The following is a 17720-nucleotide window of genomic DNA, read 5'->3' as shown; positions in this document are numbered from 1 at the left end:
ACCCTCATCTCTATTAAGGATAAAAAATGAAAATCGCACCTCAAAATCTGATCCAACGTCGTCTGCCATCTATGATGAAAAATCACTTATTATTGACCAGTGTTTTTCTATCAGGGGCGCTTTTGCTAACTGGTTGCCAAACGACCAATGTGAACCCTTCAAATACGCTGGCGGCGAACCCGTCACCCAGCACCGCCAAAAAAACATTGGCCAGCGCATTACAAAAACAGCGCCGCCAATCGTTCAGATACCATAGCAATATTGAGATCAGTAACCGCCAGCAGCGTACGGCGGCATCTGGCGCACAAGTCGTGGCATCAGATTATGTGGATGCACACTGCGAAGAGACACATGACCAAGCCTATGCGGCATTGATCATGCAGGCAGAAAAGCAAAATAAAGACATTTTCGCCACCGATTACGATAAAGAGCGTGATGCCCTCAAGCAATCTTATCTTGAGTGCGTGGATGCTTATTATGCGTGGGAGGAGCACCAGTACGATAGCGATGTGACAGTGCCAGCAGACTATCAAGCGCTGTTTGACAGTTATGAAGACAAACCAAAACCACTAGATATTAAAAAAGCGCAACTGCTCGATGAGTATCTACTAAAACCACTGTCTATCGATGCTCAGGGTGTCTATCAGCCATTGGCAGGTAAGGCGACGATGCTCGCCAGCGCCCAATATCTAGCACGCAATCATCACAGCAGTATCAATCAGCCCATCTATGTCGACATGAAAAATGGTGATATCTACCTATGGGCAGATAATGTTGCGATGTTCAATTCTGAGCTATTAGACGATAAGCTCGGTACAAAATGGCAAAACAAATGGCTAAAAATAGCGATTGATGATGGAACGCTCCCTAAAGGATTCGGTAGTGAGGTGATAAAAAGCCACTTTGCTGCATCGGATCTGACTTATGAGGCGGCGCCTGTTAGCCAGTTCAACTATGTCGCGGCTAGTACGCTTGCATCGCTGTCTCCCAAGTTGCCTGCGCATCAGCTATCAGCAATGCTCTCAACTGACCAAATCATTCGCCGAGTACAAAGTTTTGATAGCTATCAAGACGATTATCAAAATTATCTGCAAATCTTCTACAAGCGCATTAGCCAAAAATATCCAGAGCTGGTAAAAGAAGCCGAGCCTATGACAGCCTTTGAGACGATTCAAAGCTCAAAGGAACTCACTAGTAAAGCGATGGTGCAAACAATACTGGCTATGATAAATGCTCAAATAAATGATGAAGATAAGACGGAATCTAAAGTCGCTGCAAACGCCACAGTAGAAGAGCTATATGGATTTGACAAACGTGGTCAGCTCAAATGGCAGCATCTGCACCGCCAATTAGATAACACTGGCAAAACTGCGCCAGATAAAAGTATGACAATAGATGTCTTGCAGCAGTATTCTGCTACTAATGGCAAAGATAAGGCATTTCCGAATCTGCCAAATAATGTTCAATCACCGAACGCCAGTAATAGCATTGATATGCGAGAATACGGCCCTGAGCTGTTGCAATATTATCGCGATGGTAATGGCACAGCAGTGGGTAAAATGATATTTAACGTGCTGCCAATGGCGAAAGAACGTTTTGGGGCGACAGACTAACTGGAAGATAGCATCATTGAGTGTTAAGTAGGATACTGTCGTAAAAAAGCGCATCGTATAAACGGTGCGCTTTTTTTAATATGGCCATCACTTATGTTGTGACAGATTTTTTACATGCCTTGATGATGTGGCTTGTCATGGCCTTTACGATCTTTTGAGTGCTTACGACCTTCTTCTTGTCTTTCTGATTTGAGCTGTTCCATTTTTGCACGCTGCTCAGCGGTCAACACCTGAGAGATGGCATGCTGCGTTTGGACGCGCTCAATAAAGCGTTGTTTTGCTTTTGCCGCTTGCTGATCGGCCAAACGGTTTACCGCCGCGTTGTTCAACGTACTTGCATTGGTCAGTGCTTGTATTTGTTGTTCCATTTGTGCGCGTTCTGCCTGATGTTTTTCACGGTCAGCTACGCGGTCGCCATGTTTTTCTTGCATGATGGCTTTGATTTGCGCTTGCTGCGTCGCTGTTAGATTCAGTTTTGACATTGGGCCTCTCATGGCGCCGTCTTTATGGTTCTTTTGCATTTGATTCATTGGCGCGGTGTCAGAGGCTGCATTGACACTAGAACATGCTGTCACAGTAAATACGCTAGAAGCTGCTAATACTGAGCCCAATAATAATTTTTTCATGATGACATCCTTTAATTACAGTGAGTTTGGTTAAGTAAATACTAAAGTCTTATCTTGCAAGCATCGCGTTTTAAGCGCTATTAATCGTTGTGATTAGTCGTCTTAAAAGTGCAGGTCTTGCGGTTGATAGAAGCTATCTTACGGCAGTTAAAGGTTACGAACATTTATGAAGTATTAAGAAAGGTAACGTTTATAGCGAATTGACACGCGCTTGCCTGATAATATGGGCAAGTAAACGAATAAAAGCCAATTAAAATCATGAAAAGGAGGTAAGTGTGCCAAATATATTGATAGGCGATGATGATGAAGAATTGACTCAGTTACTACAAGAGTATTTGCACAACCATGATATTCATTGCGACTGTGTCCATGATGGGGCGGCAGTTATACAACGATTAAAAGCGGTGGCGCACGATGATTCCGCTTATGATTTGCTCGTCCTCGATATCATGATGCCAAAAATAGATGGGCTAAGTGTGCTGCGGCAACTGCCAAATATCAGTGATATCCCTGTGATTATGCTGACGGCAAAGGGTGAGGAGATTGATCGTATTATTGGTTTGGAGCTGGGCGCTGACGATTATATCACCAAGCCCTGTAACCCCCGCGAGCTACTAGCGCGTATCAATGCTGTAATTAAGCGTACCAACACGACCACGTCTGAGCATACGCCGCTACCAGAGAGTCGCTTGCATCTTGATCAAAACCAGCGTGTTTGTGAAATAGATGGTGTGGCGCTACAAGTGACGGGAACAGAGTTTGACTTACTCGTGGCGCTGCTCAAGCAAAAAGGGGAAGTGGTCAGCAAAGCATGGCTGTCAGAGAATGTCTTGCAGCGTGAGTTGCAGCCTTTTGATCGTAGCCTTGATGTGCATGTGTCTCGCCTGCGCAAAAAACTTCAGCCTTTTCATGACGAACCAATAAAAGCGGTGCGCGGTAAAGGCTATCAACTGGTGCTCTAATGATAAAAACTTCCAGTAATCCCGTCAAATCACCGAAATTCAAAGTGCGAATCACGCTGTTTTGGCGTTTATTCCTGAGTCTATTACTGACGATACTAGTTACCTCACTGTTATCCATTATGGTGGAGCGCTGGCTGGCTGAAAAAGAGCTAACGGCTCGTATGGACGTACAAATTGAGAGTCTATTAATTCAACGTCAAGAGATGGTCGATGCGCTGCGAGTGGGTGATTTGATAGCTGTCAGGCAGATGTATCGTCAAGATCGACGCCTCATGAGTCAAATCAGAGTCTACGATGAGCAAGGCGCTATTATATTTCCGCGTTATCGGGACAGAGACGAGCGCACGCAAGGACGTGGGCAGAGCGGCCAGCAGTCGATGGAACGTGCCATGCAGCAACCACTGCCGCCACCGCCTAGAGCTTACGATAACAATAAACCAAGCAATCTGAATGATGAAATGCCCATAAAACAGCCTTCTGTTTTGCACGAGATCCTAAAACCAATAATGTCGAGCAGTGCTGCGATAGCGGATATTGATGCGCGCCCTGAGCTGGCAGATATCTCGGTTGAACTGCCTGATGGACAATCAGTCATCATACAGTTGCGCCCGCATCTACGTTTTGCAGATGTGGTGGAGCTACAGCATGGCAATTTTCCCATACGTTTACTATTGATTATTGCCTTTAGTGTGTTGGTTTGTGTCTGGCTCAGCCGTACGCTGACTCAGCGTATTGGACGTGTGCAGAGTACTGTTCATCGTATGATTGATGGGGATTATCAAGCCAATCCAGCGCTATCAAAAATGGGTGATGATGAGCTGGGATTACTGGCCAAAGACGTGGCTCATTTGTCAACGAGACTGGCTGATAGTGAGCTGGCGCGTAAGCAGATGCTCAGTGATATCTCGCATGAGCTGCGCTCACCGCTCGCGCGTCTCGATGTTGCAACTGAGCTGACTCGTGATTTTGCACCCAACGCCCATCGTTATTTAGACCGTATTGACAAAGAGTCTGCGCGGATGAATGAGTTAATTGAGCAAATTATCCATATTCAATCCCTACAAATGCAGCAATACACGATTGATAATTTGGAGAGCGAAGCCGTCGATTTGTCCGAGATTATCAGTGACATCGGACAGGATGTGTGTTTCGAGTTTCAGCATAAAGAGGTGAGATGGCAGTGGCAACCACCTGAATATTCATTTGGCAATGACTTAAAAAGCGCTTGGACAGTACAAGGCAATCAAGAGCAGTTGCATAGCGCACTTGAGAATGTCGTTCGCAATGCTTTTATGCATACGGCAGTAGGTTCGACCGTCACTGCTAAGATGACAGCCGTGCAGATGAATAATAAAGCGCCTGCGATTCAAATCAGTATCACGGATGAGGGCGGCGGCGTCGCTGACGATGACTTAGAGCGTATCTTTCAGCCCTTTGTGCGGCTTGATTCTGCTAGGCATCGTGATACGGGTGGTTATGGGCTGGGGCTGGCCATTGTTCATGCTGTCGTAATGGCACACAGGGGATCTATCAACGCTTATAACCGACAAGACGGGGCTTTGGGATTGGTGGTGCAGATAGTATTACCGATTAAATAGTAAAATTTATCATGAGGAAAAAGTTTAACGTACCAGTAGATACTTTTCATGGATTGATGTTCTATGTTCTATAGTGAAACCATTATAAAAATGGTATAGCAAGATTAAACGCTATTTTTCGCAGCCTCTGGAGACGCAGTCACAGCAAGCAAGAAAAGTAGCGTTTAATCGAGCGCGTTTCCTAACATTACGCTTAAGTGCCATAGCACTTGGGCTAATGAAGGCAATAACAAAATAATCAATGTCGCTAATGGGACAATCAACTCTACAAGTAAAGATGCAGTGAATGGCTCACAGTTAGATAACTTAGCTAAGACCGTCGCCGCTAACAAAACCAAGTACTATAGTGTTAATTCAACCGCTATTGGCAATGTCAACAACGATGGTGCAACCGGACCCAATGCTAGTGCTAATGGCGGGCAAGCCATCGCTATTGGTAGCGGTCAAAGTGGTCAGAACACCGTAGCTAGTGGACAGCAGTCTATTGCCATCGGTGCAAACGTCGTTTCAAAAGGGCATTCTTCTATTGCTATTGGCGGCGATGATCTAGATGATGCCTCCAAAGCGAACATCAATGGGATCTCAGCATCCACCCTCAATGGCGGCGATGTCAATACTACTTTTTCTCCTACACAGGTCGTGATCTGGTTGAAACACCTCGCTATAAGATTAATACCGAATCAGGCAGCGCCGCCTCCATCGCTATTGGAGCAAAAGCGCTATCTGAAGGCGCATTATCTACCGCAATTGGTGTGCAGTCATCGTCATCTGGTGTTGCGTCTTTTGCCTTTGGCATCGGTGCTTCAGCAAGCGAAAAATGCCATGGCTGCTATTAATGCTTTTGTAGTATGTTTCATACGAATCCTTGTAAAGAAACTGCAAGTAATAGGGAAGTTGAGAGTCGATATTATTTACAATCAACAGTTAACATAATAATATCCTTATTAAGTCCTGTTTTAATATATTGATATTTATGCATGTTTTGGCGCATCAGGTTGCATCATAGGATCCGCAACTGCAAATGCCTTTAGTGTACGGCAATGAGTATCAATGGCGACGATATTGGGGTAAGCGCTCAAATCTACTTTGAAGCGGCGAGCAGAAGAGACTTGTGGAATCAAATAACAATCTGCAAAAGTGGGCCTGTCACCATAGCAGAACTGCCCCCGGTTTTTATCTGCTGCCAACCGTGTCTCTAACGCTGCAAACCCTTCAGTAATCCAACGATTGCACCATGCAATGACTGCCTCTTTATCTACTGACAACTCATTACGTAAGTACTGTAAAATACGGCGGTTATTAATCGGATGGATATCGCAGCCAATCATCGCACTTAGCGCACGCACGTGCATGCGACCAGCGGCATCTTGGGGCAATAAAGCGTGCTCAGGGTAGGCTTCTTCTAACCACTCCAAGATAGCGGGACTTTGGTATAATAATAAATCGTCCGCTTTTAAGACTGGCACCAGTCCTTGCGGATTAATCGCTTTAAATGCGTCCTCTAACTGCTCATCTTGTGCCAGATTGATCGCGATATCATCATAATCTAAGCCTTTTAAATTCAAGGCAATACGGGTACGGTGAGAAGTACCACTGCGAAAATAGCCGTAAAGTGTCATCATTATTTATGCCCTTATTGTGATAGGTTATTTGTATCAAGCTTATGTGAGATAAAGTTAGTATTATTGAGTCGTGTCACTATTAATTTGGCCTGTATGTCACCGCCAGTTCATTGAGCAATTCTCATTGAGCAACTCAGTATCAAGAAAACATAATTAAGTACACTAGAATCGAGCCAATCATGCCAGTAGCCAAAAACGCTTTAGATCAATCCGCTAATACCAAAAACCAAGGGGGTATTCAGTCACTTGAGATTGGATTGTCGATACTAGATGTGCTTATCGATCGCCATGAGCCTATGATGCTAAAGGATATCGCTGAGGCCATGCAGATGCATCCCGCAAAATCCCATCGTTATTTGGTGAGTCTTATTCGCAAAAACTATGTTCGTAAGCTTGATGATGGGCGCTATGGGCTTGGCGATAGAGTAAATGCATTGGCAGCATTAGGACATACTGAGCTCAGTCAAAACAATCTCTTGGCGCGTCTCACGCAGGTGGCCAATGAGATTAAAGATACCCTAAATTGCGGTGTGCAAATTGCTAAGTGGTTTAGCGAAGGCCCAATTATTATTCAGTCTGTTGAACCAGACAGTCCGATTAGCATCATCACTCGCATCGGCTCACGTATGCCTTTGACGACATCAGCCACAGGACAATTGTTTGCCAGCTATCAACCTGACGCGGTCATTCAGCCATTGGTCACCGCTGAATGGCAGTCAAGTAATGCCGTAGCAGATATGACAGAGAAGTTGCAGAGTTTTGCTCAGCTGCAAGCCAAGATACGTACTCAAGGCTATGCGACAGTGACAGGCGATATGCTCATGGGTATTAATGCTATTACGATACCTGTGATATTGCCGCATTTTGCCAATAGTGCTGCCAATCTATCCACGAGCAGTGATAAAACTGCTAACGAGGCTCTGCCGCTAGAATATGCCATTACTATCATTGGAACCACAGAGCAACTACCAATGAGTGAGCAACAGAACGTGGTTGAGCAAATACTAGCAATCGCGCAGCGCTATCAAATAGCATAGCCAAAATGTTAACTACAAGCTGATTGGCTATAGTAGAACCTTAATAAAATTAATACAGCATAGGAAACGCGCTCGATTAAACGCTACTTTTCTTGCTTGCTGTGACTGCGTCTCCAGAGGCTGCGAAAAATAGCGTTTAATCTTGCTATACCATTTTTGTAATGGTTTCACTATATCGCGTTATCGCGTCGAGAGATTTATTTACTCATGTTGTCTGATTCAGTCCATTCTCTAAACCACGCAGGCGCTACTTGCGGCTTTTGCTTTTTCGTATACATTATTAGCATCTAGACCAGTGGCATTGACTTCATCTAGATAGTGCTTTGAGCCTTCCATCAATGGGCCCCTCCAGTCGGGATCATTGAGTGGGTCAGAGATATCGATCATGACAAAGTAACGATTGATAGATAATGTAAAAAAAGTAGCAGGTAGAAAGACGACGCAGTTACTCGCCGACAGGCGCAATGTCACGGGCTTCAGCGAACTCATCACTGTGTAAAAACTGTGTGTGGGCTGGGGCGCGTTTGGTACGTGACCATTCATCTAGCATGTCGTGCTTGATGGCCTCCGTAATCATCGAGACTTTGTCCTCTGAGGTCGGATCGTCATAAGTCAGCTCGAGACGATGCCCATTAGGATCAAAGAAATATATCGAGTGGAAGATACCGTGATTGGTCACGCCAATGACATCAATACCTGCACGTTCTAGTTGTTCTTTGGCTGCCATCAGCTCATTTCGGTCTTTTACCTTGAGCGCCAAGTGCTGTACCCAGTTTGGAGTATTGGGGTCAAAGCCCATTTCAGGCTGGTTGGGCACTTCAAAAAACGCCAATACGTTGCCATTACCAGCGTCCAAAAAGACGTGCATATAGGGGTCAAAGGCTTTGGTCGAAGGTACGTGATCTTCTGCAAATGCCAAGATAAAATCCATATTGAGGTTTTTTTTGTACCATTCGACCGTTTCTTTGGCATCCTTGCAGCGATAAGCCACATGATGGATTTTTTCAATTTGAAAGCTCATATCCAACTCCTTTTGATAAGGCGTAGCGTGAATGTAAGAGGAACGATGCCCGTACTAATAGACCAAATGTCATGATGGTTCTAACGGCTCAAATCCACTGTCACTACGCCTTTTTTCTATGCCATTATTATTTGTTAAAATCAAAGCTAAGTGCGGGCAGTATTTTGCCGCGTACTTCCCCAAAGCCAATGCGCACACCGTTCTTTTCGCTATAGCCTTTCATAATGACGGTATCGCCATCTTCGATGAAGGTGCGCGACTCACCGCCCTCAAGTGCTACGGGTTTGGTGGCATTCCAAGCGATCTCTAGCATCGAGCCATAAGAATCAGGCGTTGGCCCTGAGATTGTGCCCGAGCCCATCATGTCACCGACTTCAACTTTGCAGCCAGTGATGGTGTGATGCGTCAATTGCTGCGCCATTGACCAATACATGTATTTAAAATTGGTCTCGCAAATAACCGTAGCCGTTTTTGCATTTTCAGGCAGTAGCTCGACCGACAGATTGATATCAAAGCTGCTCTCTTTGTCTTTTTCATTGAGATAAGCCAGTGGTTCAGGCTCTTGGGTTGGGCAAGCGGTGCTAAATGGTGCCAATGCATCCATCGTCACTATCCACGGAGAAACTTGCGAGGCGAACGTCTTGGCATTAAATGGGCCTAAAGGGACATATTCCCACTTTTGGATATCTCGAGCCGACCAGTCGTTGAGCAGTACCATACCAAAGATATGATCAGCGGCATCGTCTACGGCGATTGGTTGACCGATATGGTTGCCTTTACCAACGACAAAAGCGGTCTCGAGCTCAAAATCCAAACGCTTACAGGCGGTGAAAACAGGACGCTCATCAGGGTTAGGCTTTAGCTGACCTGAAGGGCGGATGATATCAGACCCGCTAATGATGACGGTGCTGGCGCGTCCGTTATAACCAACTGGCATTTCCGTCCAGTTGGGTAGCAGGGCATTGTTTGGATCGCGGAACATCGTACCGACGTTGGTCGCGTGTTCTTTCGATGAATAAAAATCGGTAAAGCCAGGTACTTGAACAGGTAGATGCATGGTAACGTCTGCTTGCTTGAACAGCGCCTTTTTTTGCAGATCGGCATTGTCACGTAAGTCGCTGTTGTCACTAGATAGTAGCGACTGAATGGTCGTGCGTGCTTTTGTCCAATTGTCTCGACCAGAATCAATAAAAGCGTTTAGCGTCGACTGATCAAAGTAAGGCCCACCATTTAGGCTCAGTAACCCTTCTGACTCTAGCACAGACAAGTCTAGTACTTGATCGCCAATGGCAACCCCTGCACGGCGAGCACTATCTTTAGTGTCGCTAAAGATGCCATAAGGCAGATTGTGGATGGAAAAGTCAGAGTCCGCTTTGATGTCGATAAAAGAGGTGAGAGTACTGTCAGTCGTTGACATGGTTTGCTCCTTGCTAAAAATATAATTTAATTACGTTATAGTTAATGACTTACGTATAATGTAATTTATTGATATGTTGATTGCAAGTTTTTTGTGCCATGTCTTTTGCTTGCTGATTGATGAAACAAACCCTAAGCACAAAAAAAGGCCGAGCAATCGCTCAGCCTTTTTTCATTTCTTAGTCTTTACTTCTGATGAATTTAGTCTTTTAAAACATCTGCCATCGCGTTGGCCACATAGTCGATGTTACTGGTATTTAGGCCAGCTACACACATACGTGAGTTAGATACCATATAAATACCATACTCGCTTTGTAGGCGCTCGACCTGTTCAGGCGTCAATCCAGTAAAGCTAAACATACCGTTTTGACGCGTGATGTAGTCAAAATTACGGTTAGGGATTTTTGCTTCTAGTACCGATTTTAGCTTTAGGCGCATGGCTTTGATACGGTCACGCATGGCATAGACTTCGCCAACCCACTGCTCATGTAGCGCTTCATCGTTCATGACGATATCAACCACATGACCACCATGTGATGGCGGGCTTGAGTAGATGCGGCGTACCATCGCATTTAGCTGACCAAATACGCGCTCGGCTTCGTCTACGGTGAGACAGACGACTGATAGACCGCCAACGCGCTCGCCATATAGCGATAGGTTTTTAGAGAATGAGTTGCTGACAAACAGTGGCAAGCCCATCTCAACGGCTTTACGAATAGCGTAAGCATCGCTGTCCATGTCTTCGCCAAACCCTTGGTAAGCGATATCCATGAATGGAATCAATTCACGTGCTTTGATGACGTTGAGTACCGTGTCCCATTGCGCTTGAGTCAAATCCAGCCCCGTTGGATTGTGGCAACAAGGATGTAGCAAGATGACATCATTTTTGTTCAATGTCTCAAAAAACGCAATCATCTCATCAAATTTGATGCTGCTGTTGGCTTTGTCGTAGTACGGGTATTTGCCGACTTCTACGTCAGAACCTTCAAAGATAGCGATATGATTGCCCCATGTCGGGTCGCTCACATAGCACTTAGACTGCGGGAACCATTCATGGATAAACTCAGCGCCCACTTTTAGCGCGCCAGAACCACCGATAGTGGCGATGGTCGCAACCAGACCGTCTTGTAAGATTTGTGAATCTTTACCGAACAATAATTCCTGACAGCCTTTGCGGTGTCCAGGCAAGCCTGCCATAGGTAGATAGGGACGTGGCGCGATAGGATCAGCAATACGCGCCTCAGCTGTTTTCACACAGTCGAGCACAGGTAGTACGCCATTCTCATCATAATAGATGCCAATGCCCAAGTTAACCTTGTTAGGATTGTTATCTGCTGAGTATTTTTCCATCAGACCTAAAATTGGATCGCCAGCGTAATAATCGATACGTTCAAACATGCCATTTCCTTATAATAATATAAACCAAGCAGCCGAAAATCATAGAGCAAATTGCTGATGAACTCAACACGCGAGTGCGTTATCTTGCGCAATTAATAAAATAAATCACCAAATATCTTGTCTCTTTATCTGGCAGATGAGTTTGTGGCGTGATGCATCACTTAATCGACAGTGTTTCAGGCTGATGTAAATCGTGATAATGGGTGGCAAAGTAAGTCTGCAAAAACTGCTTAAAGGCGATGGTTGCAGGAGACAGCGCCCGTGAGGCACGCTGATAGATAAAGAACTGGCGCATTTTTATAGGCTGCGTCAATGGGCGCATTTGCAAGCCGTTGGCGCTGACCCAATCGATGACCTCAGGCATATAGGGAAGGCATAAGGTAATGCCGAATCCTTGGCGGGTCATCTCAAGCGCGGTGGACATAAAGTTGACTTTGTAGCGCGCTTGCTGAATCTGAGCGGCGATAGAGTCATCCAGCTCGACTGTCACCTGCTCAAGAAACGGGCCTTGTAGAGTGATAAGTGGAATATCAAGCAACTCCTGCCAAGTGATTTCGTCTTTTTGCGCCAGTGCATGATCGTCTGGCATGACCACGCAAAACGGCAGCTTGTATAACAGATCAGCACCGATATCATCTTCAGTTTCTATAAAACCAAGTTCAGTACCAACCCCCAAATCGACCTCGATGTCTTGAACATGCTTGAGCAAATTTTCTGCTGAGCAATCCAATAGCGACACCCCGATATTTGGATATTCCTTAGCAAATTGCGCGATGACGGCGGGCAGGGAGGATGCCGCAAACTGCGACACCGCTAAGCGCACCTGACCTTGCGCCAAGCTGGTCAAGCTACTTGCTTCGTTTTCGAACAGCTGCATCTCATTCAAGATACGCCGCGCTTGTGGCAACAGATGGCGTCCGACAGCGGATAGCGACAGCTGGCGGGTAGTACGGTCAAATAACACGATGCCGAGGCCAGTCTCCAGCTCTTTGATCAGTCCGCTAACAGCAGATTGGGTCAGATACATCTGTTCGCTGGCACGAGTGAAGCTGCCGTTGTCAGCGACTTTGATAAAAGCGGTCAGTTGACGAATGCTAATATTCATAAGTAAACCTGATAAATAAATCATAAAAAACAATTAGTCTTATAAATAAAGCTAATCTAATATAAATACAACGTCAACAATAAAGATTGATTATCAATCGTTTTATCGCATTTTATTACTAATCGACTTTTTACCACCAATTGACATTAAGGATGATTGCAATGGCAGATTTATTTGACAACCCAATGGGACTAAACGGGTTTGACTTCGTCGAGTTTGCTTCTCCGCAGCCTGATGCGGTCGATGCATTGTTTAAACAGCTTGGATTTGCCCACGTGGCCAATCACAGATCAAAAGATGTGGCGCTATATCGCCAAGGTGACATCAACCTAATCTTAAACCGTGAGCTAAGAAGCCCAGCCAGTTACTTCGTCGAAGAGCATGGTGCTGGTGCTTGCAGCATGGGTTTTCGGGTAAAAGATGCCAAAAAAGCCTACGAGCGTGCGGTGGAGATGGGTGCGCAGCCAGTAGAGGTGCCAACAGGTGTGATGGAGCTGAGACTGCCAGCGATTAAAGGTATCGGCGGCTCACTGATCTATTTGATTGACCGTTATAAAGACGGTGAATCTATCTATGATGTTGACTTTGAGTTTTTTGCAGATATCGATAGAAACCCTGTTGGATATGGTTTCAAAGTTATCGATCACCTCACGCACAACGTCTATCGCGGCCGCATGGCGTACTGGGCAAAATTTTATGAGCGCATCTTTAATTTCCGCGAGATTCGCTATTTTGATATCAAAGGTGAGTATACAGGTCTGACCAGCAAAGCGATGACTGCCCCTGATGGCAAAATCCGTATTCCGCTCAACGAAGAAGCCAAGCAGGGCGGTGGTCAGATCGAAGAGTACTTAATGCACTTCAATGGCGAGGGGATTCAGCACATTGCTTTGGCTAGTGATGACTTATTTGCCAGTATCGATATGCTAAAAGCCGCCGGTATTCCACTTATGACTGCACCAAATGCAGCCTACTACGAGATGCTGAGCGAGCGCTTACCAAACCATGGTGAAAACGTCGCTGACTTGCAAACGCGCGGTATCTTGTTAGATGGTACGACAGAGGGCGGCGCACCGCGTCTGCTACTACAGATTTTCTCTGAAACCATCTTGGGTAGCCCAGTGTTTTTTGAATTTATCCAGCGTAAAGGGGATTATGCAGACGGTTTTGGTGAAGGTAACTTTAAAGCCCTGTTTGAATCCATAGAGCGCGACCAAGTGCGTCGTGGCACGGTCGGTCAGCAAGAGACCAATCAATCAGAAACAGAAACGCCGTAGATCACACTACATTTAGAAAAAATTTAAAAAACAAACGGACAAGGCAAAAGGAGTTTGGCTTGTCCTGCATGAGTGACTGATATTAGCCACTGACTAATCAGTATGAGTGCAAATATTCACTGCGATAAAAGGAACACAGGCATGGAACGCCTCTCACAGATAGATTCTCCTAATACAGCCATCGGTGCCAATAGTTCTGTAGCCAAGCAGCAGGGCGGTGATGCATCTGCTCATCATAATGCGACCGATAAAAAGCAGCCCTATATCTCACATCAGCCAGATAGCCATGGTCATATTCATTATAGTGATGATGAAAATGCAATGTGGCAAGCGTTGCTTACGCGTCAAGATGAGCAAATCCCTAACCGCGCTTGTCCTGCCTATCTAGAAGGTTTGACGAAGCTAAACTTGCCAACGACGCATATCCCGCAATTGCATGATATTGACGAGGTATTGCAAGCGACCACCGGTTGGCAAACCGCGGCGGTGCCTGCATTAATCAGCTTTGGCAAATTCTTCAAACTATTAGCCGATAAATCCTTTCCTGTGGCAACGTTTATTCGCCGATTTGAGGATATGGACTATATCGAAGAGCCTGATATTTTTCACGAAATCGTTGGACACTGCCCGCTATTGACTCATCCAGCCTTTGCAGCTTTTAACGAGACGTATGGCAAGCTTGGTCTTAGTGCAACCAAAGAAGAAAGATGGTTTTTAGCACGGCTGTATTGGTTTACCATTGAGTTTGGCTTGGTCGGTAGTCAGCCTGGAGACCGTAGAATTTACGGCGGCGGTATATTAAGCTCGCCTTCTGAAACGATCTATGCACTGAATGACCAATCACAACGTCAGCACCAACATAAATCTAACCAGCAGCCCACACCCCAACCTGAGCACCGAGTATTTGATTTACTCGATGTGCTGCGTACGCCTTATCGGATTGATCAAATACAGCCGATTTACTATGTGATTGACGAATTAGATACGCTATTTGATATCGTTGATAGCGACATCATGGGGACGGTCAAGCAGGCGATGTCACTTGGGTTATTTGAGCCGACCTATCCAGAAAAATCCCATTAAAATTTTATAAACAGCCGCTCTACTACATAAGCACATAGCAGTGGAGTGGCGTCAACAAACCTCAGTATCACAAATCAGCATCACAAAACAATAAACTCGATAAAAGGACATTATCATGACAGTATTATCACAAAGCAGTTGCGAAGCTTGCCGTATTGGCGCACCAAAAGTCGACGAGGCCGAGGCACGCGAGCTATTGACACAAATTCCTGATTGGTCATTGATTGAGGTGGAGGGTATTCAGCAGTTGCAGCGTCAGTACAAATTTAAAAACTTCGTCGCAGCGATGGATTTTGCCAATCAATTGGCAGACATTGCTGAAGCAGAAGGGCATCATCCCGGCATATTGGTAGAGTGGGGCAAAGCGACCGTCACATGGTGGTCACATAGTATCAAAGGGTTGCATCGTAATGACTTCGTCATGGCAGCTAAAACCGATGCGTTACTTGATAAGTAACGCATCAGTCATTCGGTTGTTCACTAGCAAACCCATATGCTAACCCTTCCAAACTCAAACCCAATCTAATGCCAGTTTCCACTGGCATTTTTTAAGGATGTGTCATGCCACCAAAACCGCTCACCCAGATCAGCGCCAAGCTTGCCTTTATTATCTCAGCCATCGTCATCGCCATCATGGGTATTACCATGATTGGCTTTGGTTGGGTACCGCACCTGTCTCTTATCCTTGCCATCTGTGTATTGCTGGCTATCGGTATGTATAAAGGACTCAGCTTTAACGACATGCAAGCACAAATGGCCTCAGGCGTCATGCGCGGTATCGGCGCCATCTATCTATTCTTCTTTATTGGCCTCATGGTCGCCGCCCTCATGATGTCAGGGGCCATACCTACCTTGATGTACTTTGGTTTTCAGCTCATCTCCCCTGAGTATTACTATATCTCCGCCTTTATCTTGACGTCCATTATTGGTATTGCCTTGGGTAGTAGTTTGACCACTGCTGCCACACTGGGAGTGGCCTTTATTGGCATGAGTAATGCCTTTGATGCCAATGTGGCGATAGCGGCTGGGGCGGTGGTATCAGGTGCGTTCTTTGGCGATAAGATGTCGCCCTTGTCTGATACCTGTACCATTGCCTCCTCTGTGGTGGGTATTGATCTGTTTGAGCACATTCGCAATATGATGTATACCACCGTCCCTGCGTGGATACTCACGGTAATTTTGTTCTGGATATTCTCAGGTCAGACCGTCAGTGCTGATTTGAGTCAAGTGACCATACTACAAGGACAGCTAATAGAGAGTGGTCTGGTGCATGGGTATTCGGTATTACCCTTTGTGATATTGGTAGGATTGGCATTGTTTCGGGTCAATGCGATTTATACGATTATCTGTACCATTGCCGCAGCACTGATCATCACTTATATGCACAGCTCACCAAGCTTTGGTCAATTAGGTGGTTATCTGTTTGCCGGCTATGCCCCTGCTGAGTCGTTAGAGCTAGGGGAAGTAGGCGGTATGCTGTCGCGCGGCGGTGTACAGAGTATGTTCTTTACCCAAGCGATTGTGATACTGGCACTGAGTTTGGGCGGGTTATTAACGGCACTAGGGATTCTACCTGCATTACTGTCTGGTATTAAGGACACCTTGACGACATCAGGACGAGCGATCTTTGCGGCAGCGATGTCGGCGCTCAGTATCAATGTGCTGATCGGTGAGCAGTATTTGAGTATTTTATTATCCGGTACGGCATTTCGGTCAACGTTTGAGCGTTTGCACCTGCATCCAAAGAATTTGTCTCGGACGATTGAGGATGCAGGAACGGTGATTAATCCATTAGTGCCATGGAGTGTGTGCGGGGTGTTTATCAGTCAGGCACTAGAGGTGCCAGTATTAGAGTATTTGCCGTATGCTTTTTTCTGTTATTTGTCATTGCTATTAACACTGCTGTTCGGGTTTACGGGGCTGACGATTAGCCGAGTGGATAAAGAAGCAAAAGTCGTCGAAGCATAATAGGTGACGATCTATAAAAAGACGCGGCTTATATAAGCCGCGTCTTTTGCATTTAAATATTCATTAAATAAGCTTTTATTGATCTGCCGTTTGGGCATCCTGACTTTTCACCACTTTATGCTGATCCTCTGTGCTATCGACTTTCCAATAACTAGACACATATAGATGCGTCTTTGGTACGTCGCGCTCAACTTTGAAGTATTGGCGCAATACTCGCATACTATGAAACTCGCAAGCCGCCCAAACCGCGGGCTGTCCCTCAAGCCAAGTCAGTGATTTGACGCAGTCAAGTAACGGGCTGCTGTCTGCATTTGGATGAGGGTTGACCACCCATTGAATCTCGACGTTATCTGGTTTTTTGAGTGTTTGCTGGTCTGCCTCAGTCGTCACTTCAAGCACGGCATAGCCGCGAGCATCGGCAGGCAATTGTGCCAAATTGACCGTGATCGCTGGCAATGCTGTCATATCACCGACCAATAAAAACCAATCGGCGTCATTGTTGATGAGTTTTTTTGGGCCAGGGCCGCCCACCAATATTTGATCGCCAGCTTTAGTGTTGCGTGCCCATATCGACGCAGGACCTTCAGCTTCATGTAATGCAAAATCAACGTCTATCTCATCATCACGCTGAGCGCTGACGGTATAAGTGCGTACTAAGGGCCGAGCATCCTCACCCTGAGGGAACATCAGTTTGATATAGGCGCTTTCTTGATCTACGGGGAAATCCGTCAGCCCCGTACCACCAAGCGTGACGCGGCACATATTTGGGGTGAGGTATTTGCTACCGATCACATCGAGTAATCTAGGGGTAGGTTTTGCCATTTGCTATGTCCTTCTTTTGTAGCATGTAACGATAGCGCGCAAAGCATGATTTATTGTCGTCTGATAGCTTGTAAGGCTAGCATATTGCTTTGATGATTGACTATCTTAAAAATGTATGGGTAAAAATGGTTTTAGAAAGTGGATGATTTTATTAGGGCGTGTTGAACATTCG

17 protein-coding genes are annotated in these 17720 nt (G+C 45.7%); 9 read left to right on the top strand and 8 right to left on the bottom strand.

Annotation, left to right across the window (positions count from 1 at the left end):
• Positions 1-26: 26 nt before the first annotated feature.
• Complete coding sequence (locus AS194_RS04465) at positions 27-1613, top strand: hypothetical protein (RefSeq protein ID WP_058024272.1); 1587 nt, start codon at positions 27-29, stop codon at positions 1611-1613.
• A gap of 110 nt (positions 1614-1723) precedes the next feature.
• Here AS194_RS04465 and AS194_RS04460 read toward each other — a convergent pair whose 3' ends face one another.
• Positions 1724-2239: a Spy/CpxP family protein refolding chaperone gene (locus AS194_RS04460; RefSeq protein WP_058024271.1), complete on the bottom strand. Its 516-nt coding sequence runs from the start codon at positions 2237-2239 to the stop codon at positions 1724-1726.
• Between the two features lie 275 nt (positions 2240-2514).
• Between AS194_RS04460 and AS194_RS04455 the strand changes: the two genes are divergently transcribed.
• The 3 genes from AS194_RS04455 to AS194_RS04445 all read left to right on the top strand — a co-directional run bounded on the left by AS194_RS04455 (position 2515) and on the right by AS194_RS04445 (position 5732).
• The gene (locus AS194_RS04455; RefSeq protein WP_058024270.1) at positions 2515-3201 is read left to right on the top strand and encodes a response regulator transcription factor; all 687 of its coding nucleotides are present in this window, start codon (positions 2515-2517) and stop codon (positions 3199-3201) included.
• Complete coding sequence (locus AS194_RS04450; protein WP_058024269.1) at positions 3201-4799, top strand: sensor histidine kinase; 1599 nt, start codon at positions 3201-3203, stop codon at positions 4797-4799. Before AS194_RS04455 ends, AS194_RS04450 begins: the two co-directional genes overlap by 1 nt.
• Before the next feature lie 186 nt (positions 4800-4985).
• Positions 4986-5732: a hypothetical protein gene (locus AS194_RS04445; RefSeq protein ID WP_083499593.1), complete on the top strand. Its 747-nt coding sequence runs from the start codon at positions 4986-4988 to the stop codon at positions 5730-5732.
• A gap of 38 nt (positions 5733-5770) precedes the next feature.
• On the opposite strand, the gene maiA is transcribed toward AS194_RS04445, so the two are convergent.
• The gene (gene maiA, locus AS194_RS04440; RefSeq protein WP_200960318.1) at positions 5771-6418 is read right to left on the bottom strand and encodes a maleylacetoacetate isomerase; all 648 of its coding nucleotides are present in this window, start codon (positions 6416-6418) and stop codon (positions 5771-5773) included.
• A 182-nt stretch (positions 6419-6600) separates the two neighbouring features.
• Between maiA and AS194_RS04435 the strand changes: the two genes are divergently transcribed.
• A complete protein-coding gene (locus tag AS194_RS04435) occupies positions 6601-7458 on the top strand; it encodes an IclR family transcriptional regulator (RefSeq protein ID WP_058024266.1) in 858 nt (285 codons plus the stop codon).
• A 231-nt stretch (positions 7459-7689) separates the two neighbouring features.
• On the opposite strand, the gene AS194_RS13475 is transcribed toward AS194_RS04435, so the two are convergent.
• The 5 genes from AS194_RS13475 to AS194_RS04415 form a co-directional block, all read right to left on the bottom strand.
• Complete coding sequence (locus tag AS194_RS13475) at positions 7690-7845, bottom strand: hypothetical protein (protein ID WP_200960317.1); 156 nt, start codon at positions 7843-7845, stop codon at positions 7690-7692.
• Positions 7846-7903: 58 nt separating this feature from the next.
• Positions 7904-8479, bottom strand: coding sequence for a VOC family protein (locus tag AS194_RS04430; RefSeq protein ID WP_058024265.1), 576 nt, complete (start codon positions 8477-8479; stop codon positions 7904-7906).
• 127 nt (positions 8480-8606) lie between these two features.
• Complete coding sequence (fahA, locus tag AS194_RS04425) at positions 8607-9896, bottom strand: fumarylacetoacetase (RefSeq protein WP_058024264.1); 1290 nt, start codon at positions 9894-9896, stop codon at positions 8607-8609.
• A gap of 200 nt (positions 9897-10096) precedes the next feature.
• Entirely contained in the window at positions 10097-11293 is a 1197-nt protein-coding gene (locus AS194_RS04420) for an aromatic amino acid transaminase (protein WP_058024263.1), read from the bottom strand.
• A 157-nt stretch (positions 11294-11450) separates the two neighbouring features.
• Positions 11451-12398: a LysR family transcriptional regulator gene (locus tag AS194_RS04415; protein ID WP_058024294.1), complete on the bottom strand. Its 948-nt coding sequence runs from the start codon at positions 12396-12398 to the stop codon at positions 11451-11453.
• Between the two features lie 161 nt (positions 12399-12559).
• Here AS194_RS04415 and hppD point away from each other — a divergent pair, with 161 nt between their 5' ends.
• From hppD to AS194_RS04395, 4 genes are all read left to right on the top strand, one after another.
• Positions 12560-13675 (top strand): 4-hydroxyphenylpyruvate dioxygenase, encoded by a 1116-nt coding sequence (gene hppD, locus AS194_RS04410; protein WP_058024262.1) that lies wholly within the window; start codon positions 12560-12562, stop codon positions 13673-13675.
• Between the two features lie 141 nt (positions 13676-13816).
• The gene (gene phhA / locus AS194_RS04405; protein ID WP_083499591.1) at positions 13817-14758 is read left to right on the top strand and encodes a phenylalanine 4-monooxygenase; all 942 of its coding nucleotides are present in this window, start codon (positions 13817-13819) and stop codon (positions 14756-14758) included.
• Between the two features lie 115 nt (positions 14759-14873).
• Positions 14874-15215 carry a 4a-hydroxytetrahydrobiopterin dehydratase gene (locus tag AS194_RS04400; protein ID WP_058024261.1) on the top strand — a complete coding sequence of 114 codons (342 nt, stop codon included), beginning with the start codon at positions 14874-14876 and terminating at the stop codon, positions 15213-15215.
• Between the two features lie 104 nt (positions 15216-15319).
• Entirely contained in the window at positions 15320-16726 is a 1407-nt protein-coding gene (locus tag AS194_RS04395; RefSeq protein ID WP_058024260.1) for a Na+/H+ antiporter NhaC family protein, read from the top strand.
• A gap of 75 nt (positions 16727-16801) precedes the next feature.
• Here the strand turns inward: AS194_RS04395 and AS194_RS04390 are convergent, their stop codons facing one another.
• Positions 16802-17548, bottom strand: coding sequence for a siderophore-interacting protein (locus tag AS194_RS04390; protein WP_058024259.1), 747 nt, complete (start codon positions 17546-17548; stop codon positions 16802-16804).
• Positions 17549-17720 lie beyond the last annotated feature (172 nt).

This window comes from Psychrobacter piscatorii (assembly GCF_001444505.1).
Classification (GTDB): Bacteria; Pseudomonadota; Gammaproteobacteria; order Pseudomonadales; family Moraxellaceae; genus Psychrobacter; species Psychrobacter piscatorii_B.
Note: the sequence above shows the minus strand (reverse complement) of the source record. Positions and strands in the feature narration are given on the sequence as shown.

Coding starts and splice junctions, on each gene's coding strand:
- AS194_RS04420 (WP_058024263.1), bottom strand. CDS start 11,293: ATGTTTGAACGTATCGATTATTACGCTGGCGATCCAATTTTAGGTCTG.
- AS194_RS13475 (WP_200960317.1), bottom strand. CDS start 7,845: ATGATCGATATCTCTGACCCACTCAATGATCCCGACTGGAGGGGCCCA.
- fahA (WP_058024264.1), bottom strand. CDS start 9,896: ATGTCAACGACTGACAGTACTCTCACCTCTTTTATCGACATCAAAGCG.
- AS194_RS04450 (WP_058024269.1), top strand. CDS start 3,201: ATGATAAAAACTTCCAGTAATCCCGTCAAATCACCGAAATTCAAAGTG.
- AS194_RS04430 (WP_058024265.1), bottom strand. CDS start 8,479: ATGAGCTTTCAAATTGAAAAAATCCATCATGTGGCTTATCGCTGCAAG.
- maiA (WP_200960318.1), bottom strand. CDS start 6,418: ATGACACTTTACGGCTATTTTCGCAGTGGTACTTCTCACCGTACCCGT.
- AS194_RS04390 (WP_058024259.1), bottom strand. CDS start 17,548: ATGGCAAAACCTACCCCTAGATTACTCGATGTGATCGGTAGCAAATAC.
- hppD (WP_058024262.1), top strand. CDS start 12,560: ATGGCAGATTTATTTGACAACCCAATGGGACTAAACGGGTTTGACTTC.
- AS194_RS04465 (WP_058024272.1), top strand. CDS start 27: ATGAAAATCGCACCTCAAAATCTGATCCAACGTCGTCTGCCATCTATG.
- AS194_RS04460 (WP_058024271.1), bottom strand. CDS start 2,239: ATGAAAAAATTATTATTGGGCTCAGTATTAGCAGCTTCTAGCGTATTT.
- AS194_RS04435 (WP_058024266.1), top strand. CDS start 6,601: ATGCCAGTAGCCAAAAACGCTTTAGATCAATCCGCTAATACCAAAAAC.
- AS194_RS04400 (WP_058024261.1), top strand. CDS start 14,874: ATGACAGTATTATCACAAAGCAGTTGCGAAGCTTGCCGTATTGGCGCA.
- phhA (WP_083499591.1), top strand. CDS start 13,817: ATGGAACGCCTCTCACAGATAGATTCTCCTAATACAGCCATCGGTGCC.
- AS194_RS04415 (WP_058024294.1), bottom strand. CDS start 12,398: ATGAATATTAGCATTCGTCAACTGACCGCTTTTATCAAAGTCGCTGAC.
- AS194_RS04395 (WP_058024260.1), top strand. CDS start 15,320: ATGCCACCAAAACCGCTCACCCAGATCAGCGCCAAGCTTGCCTTTATT.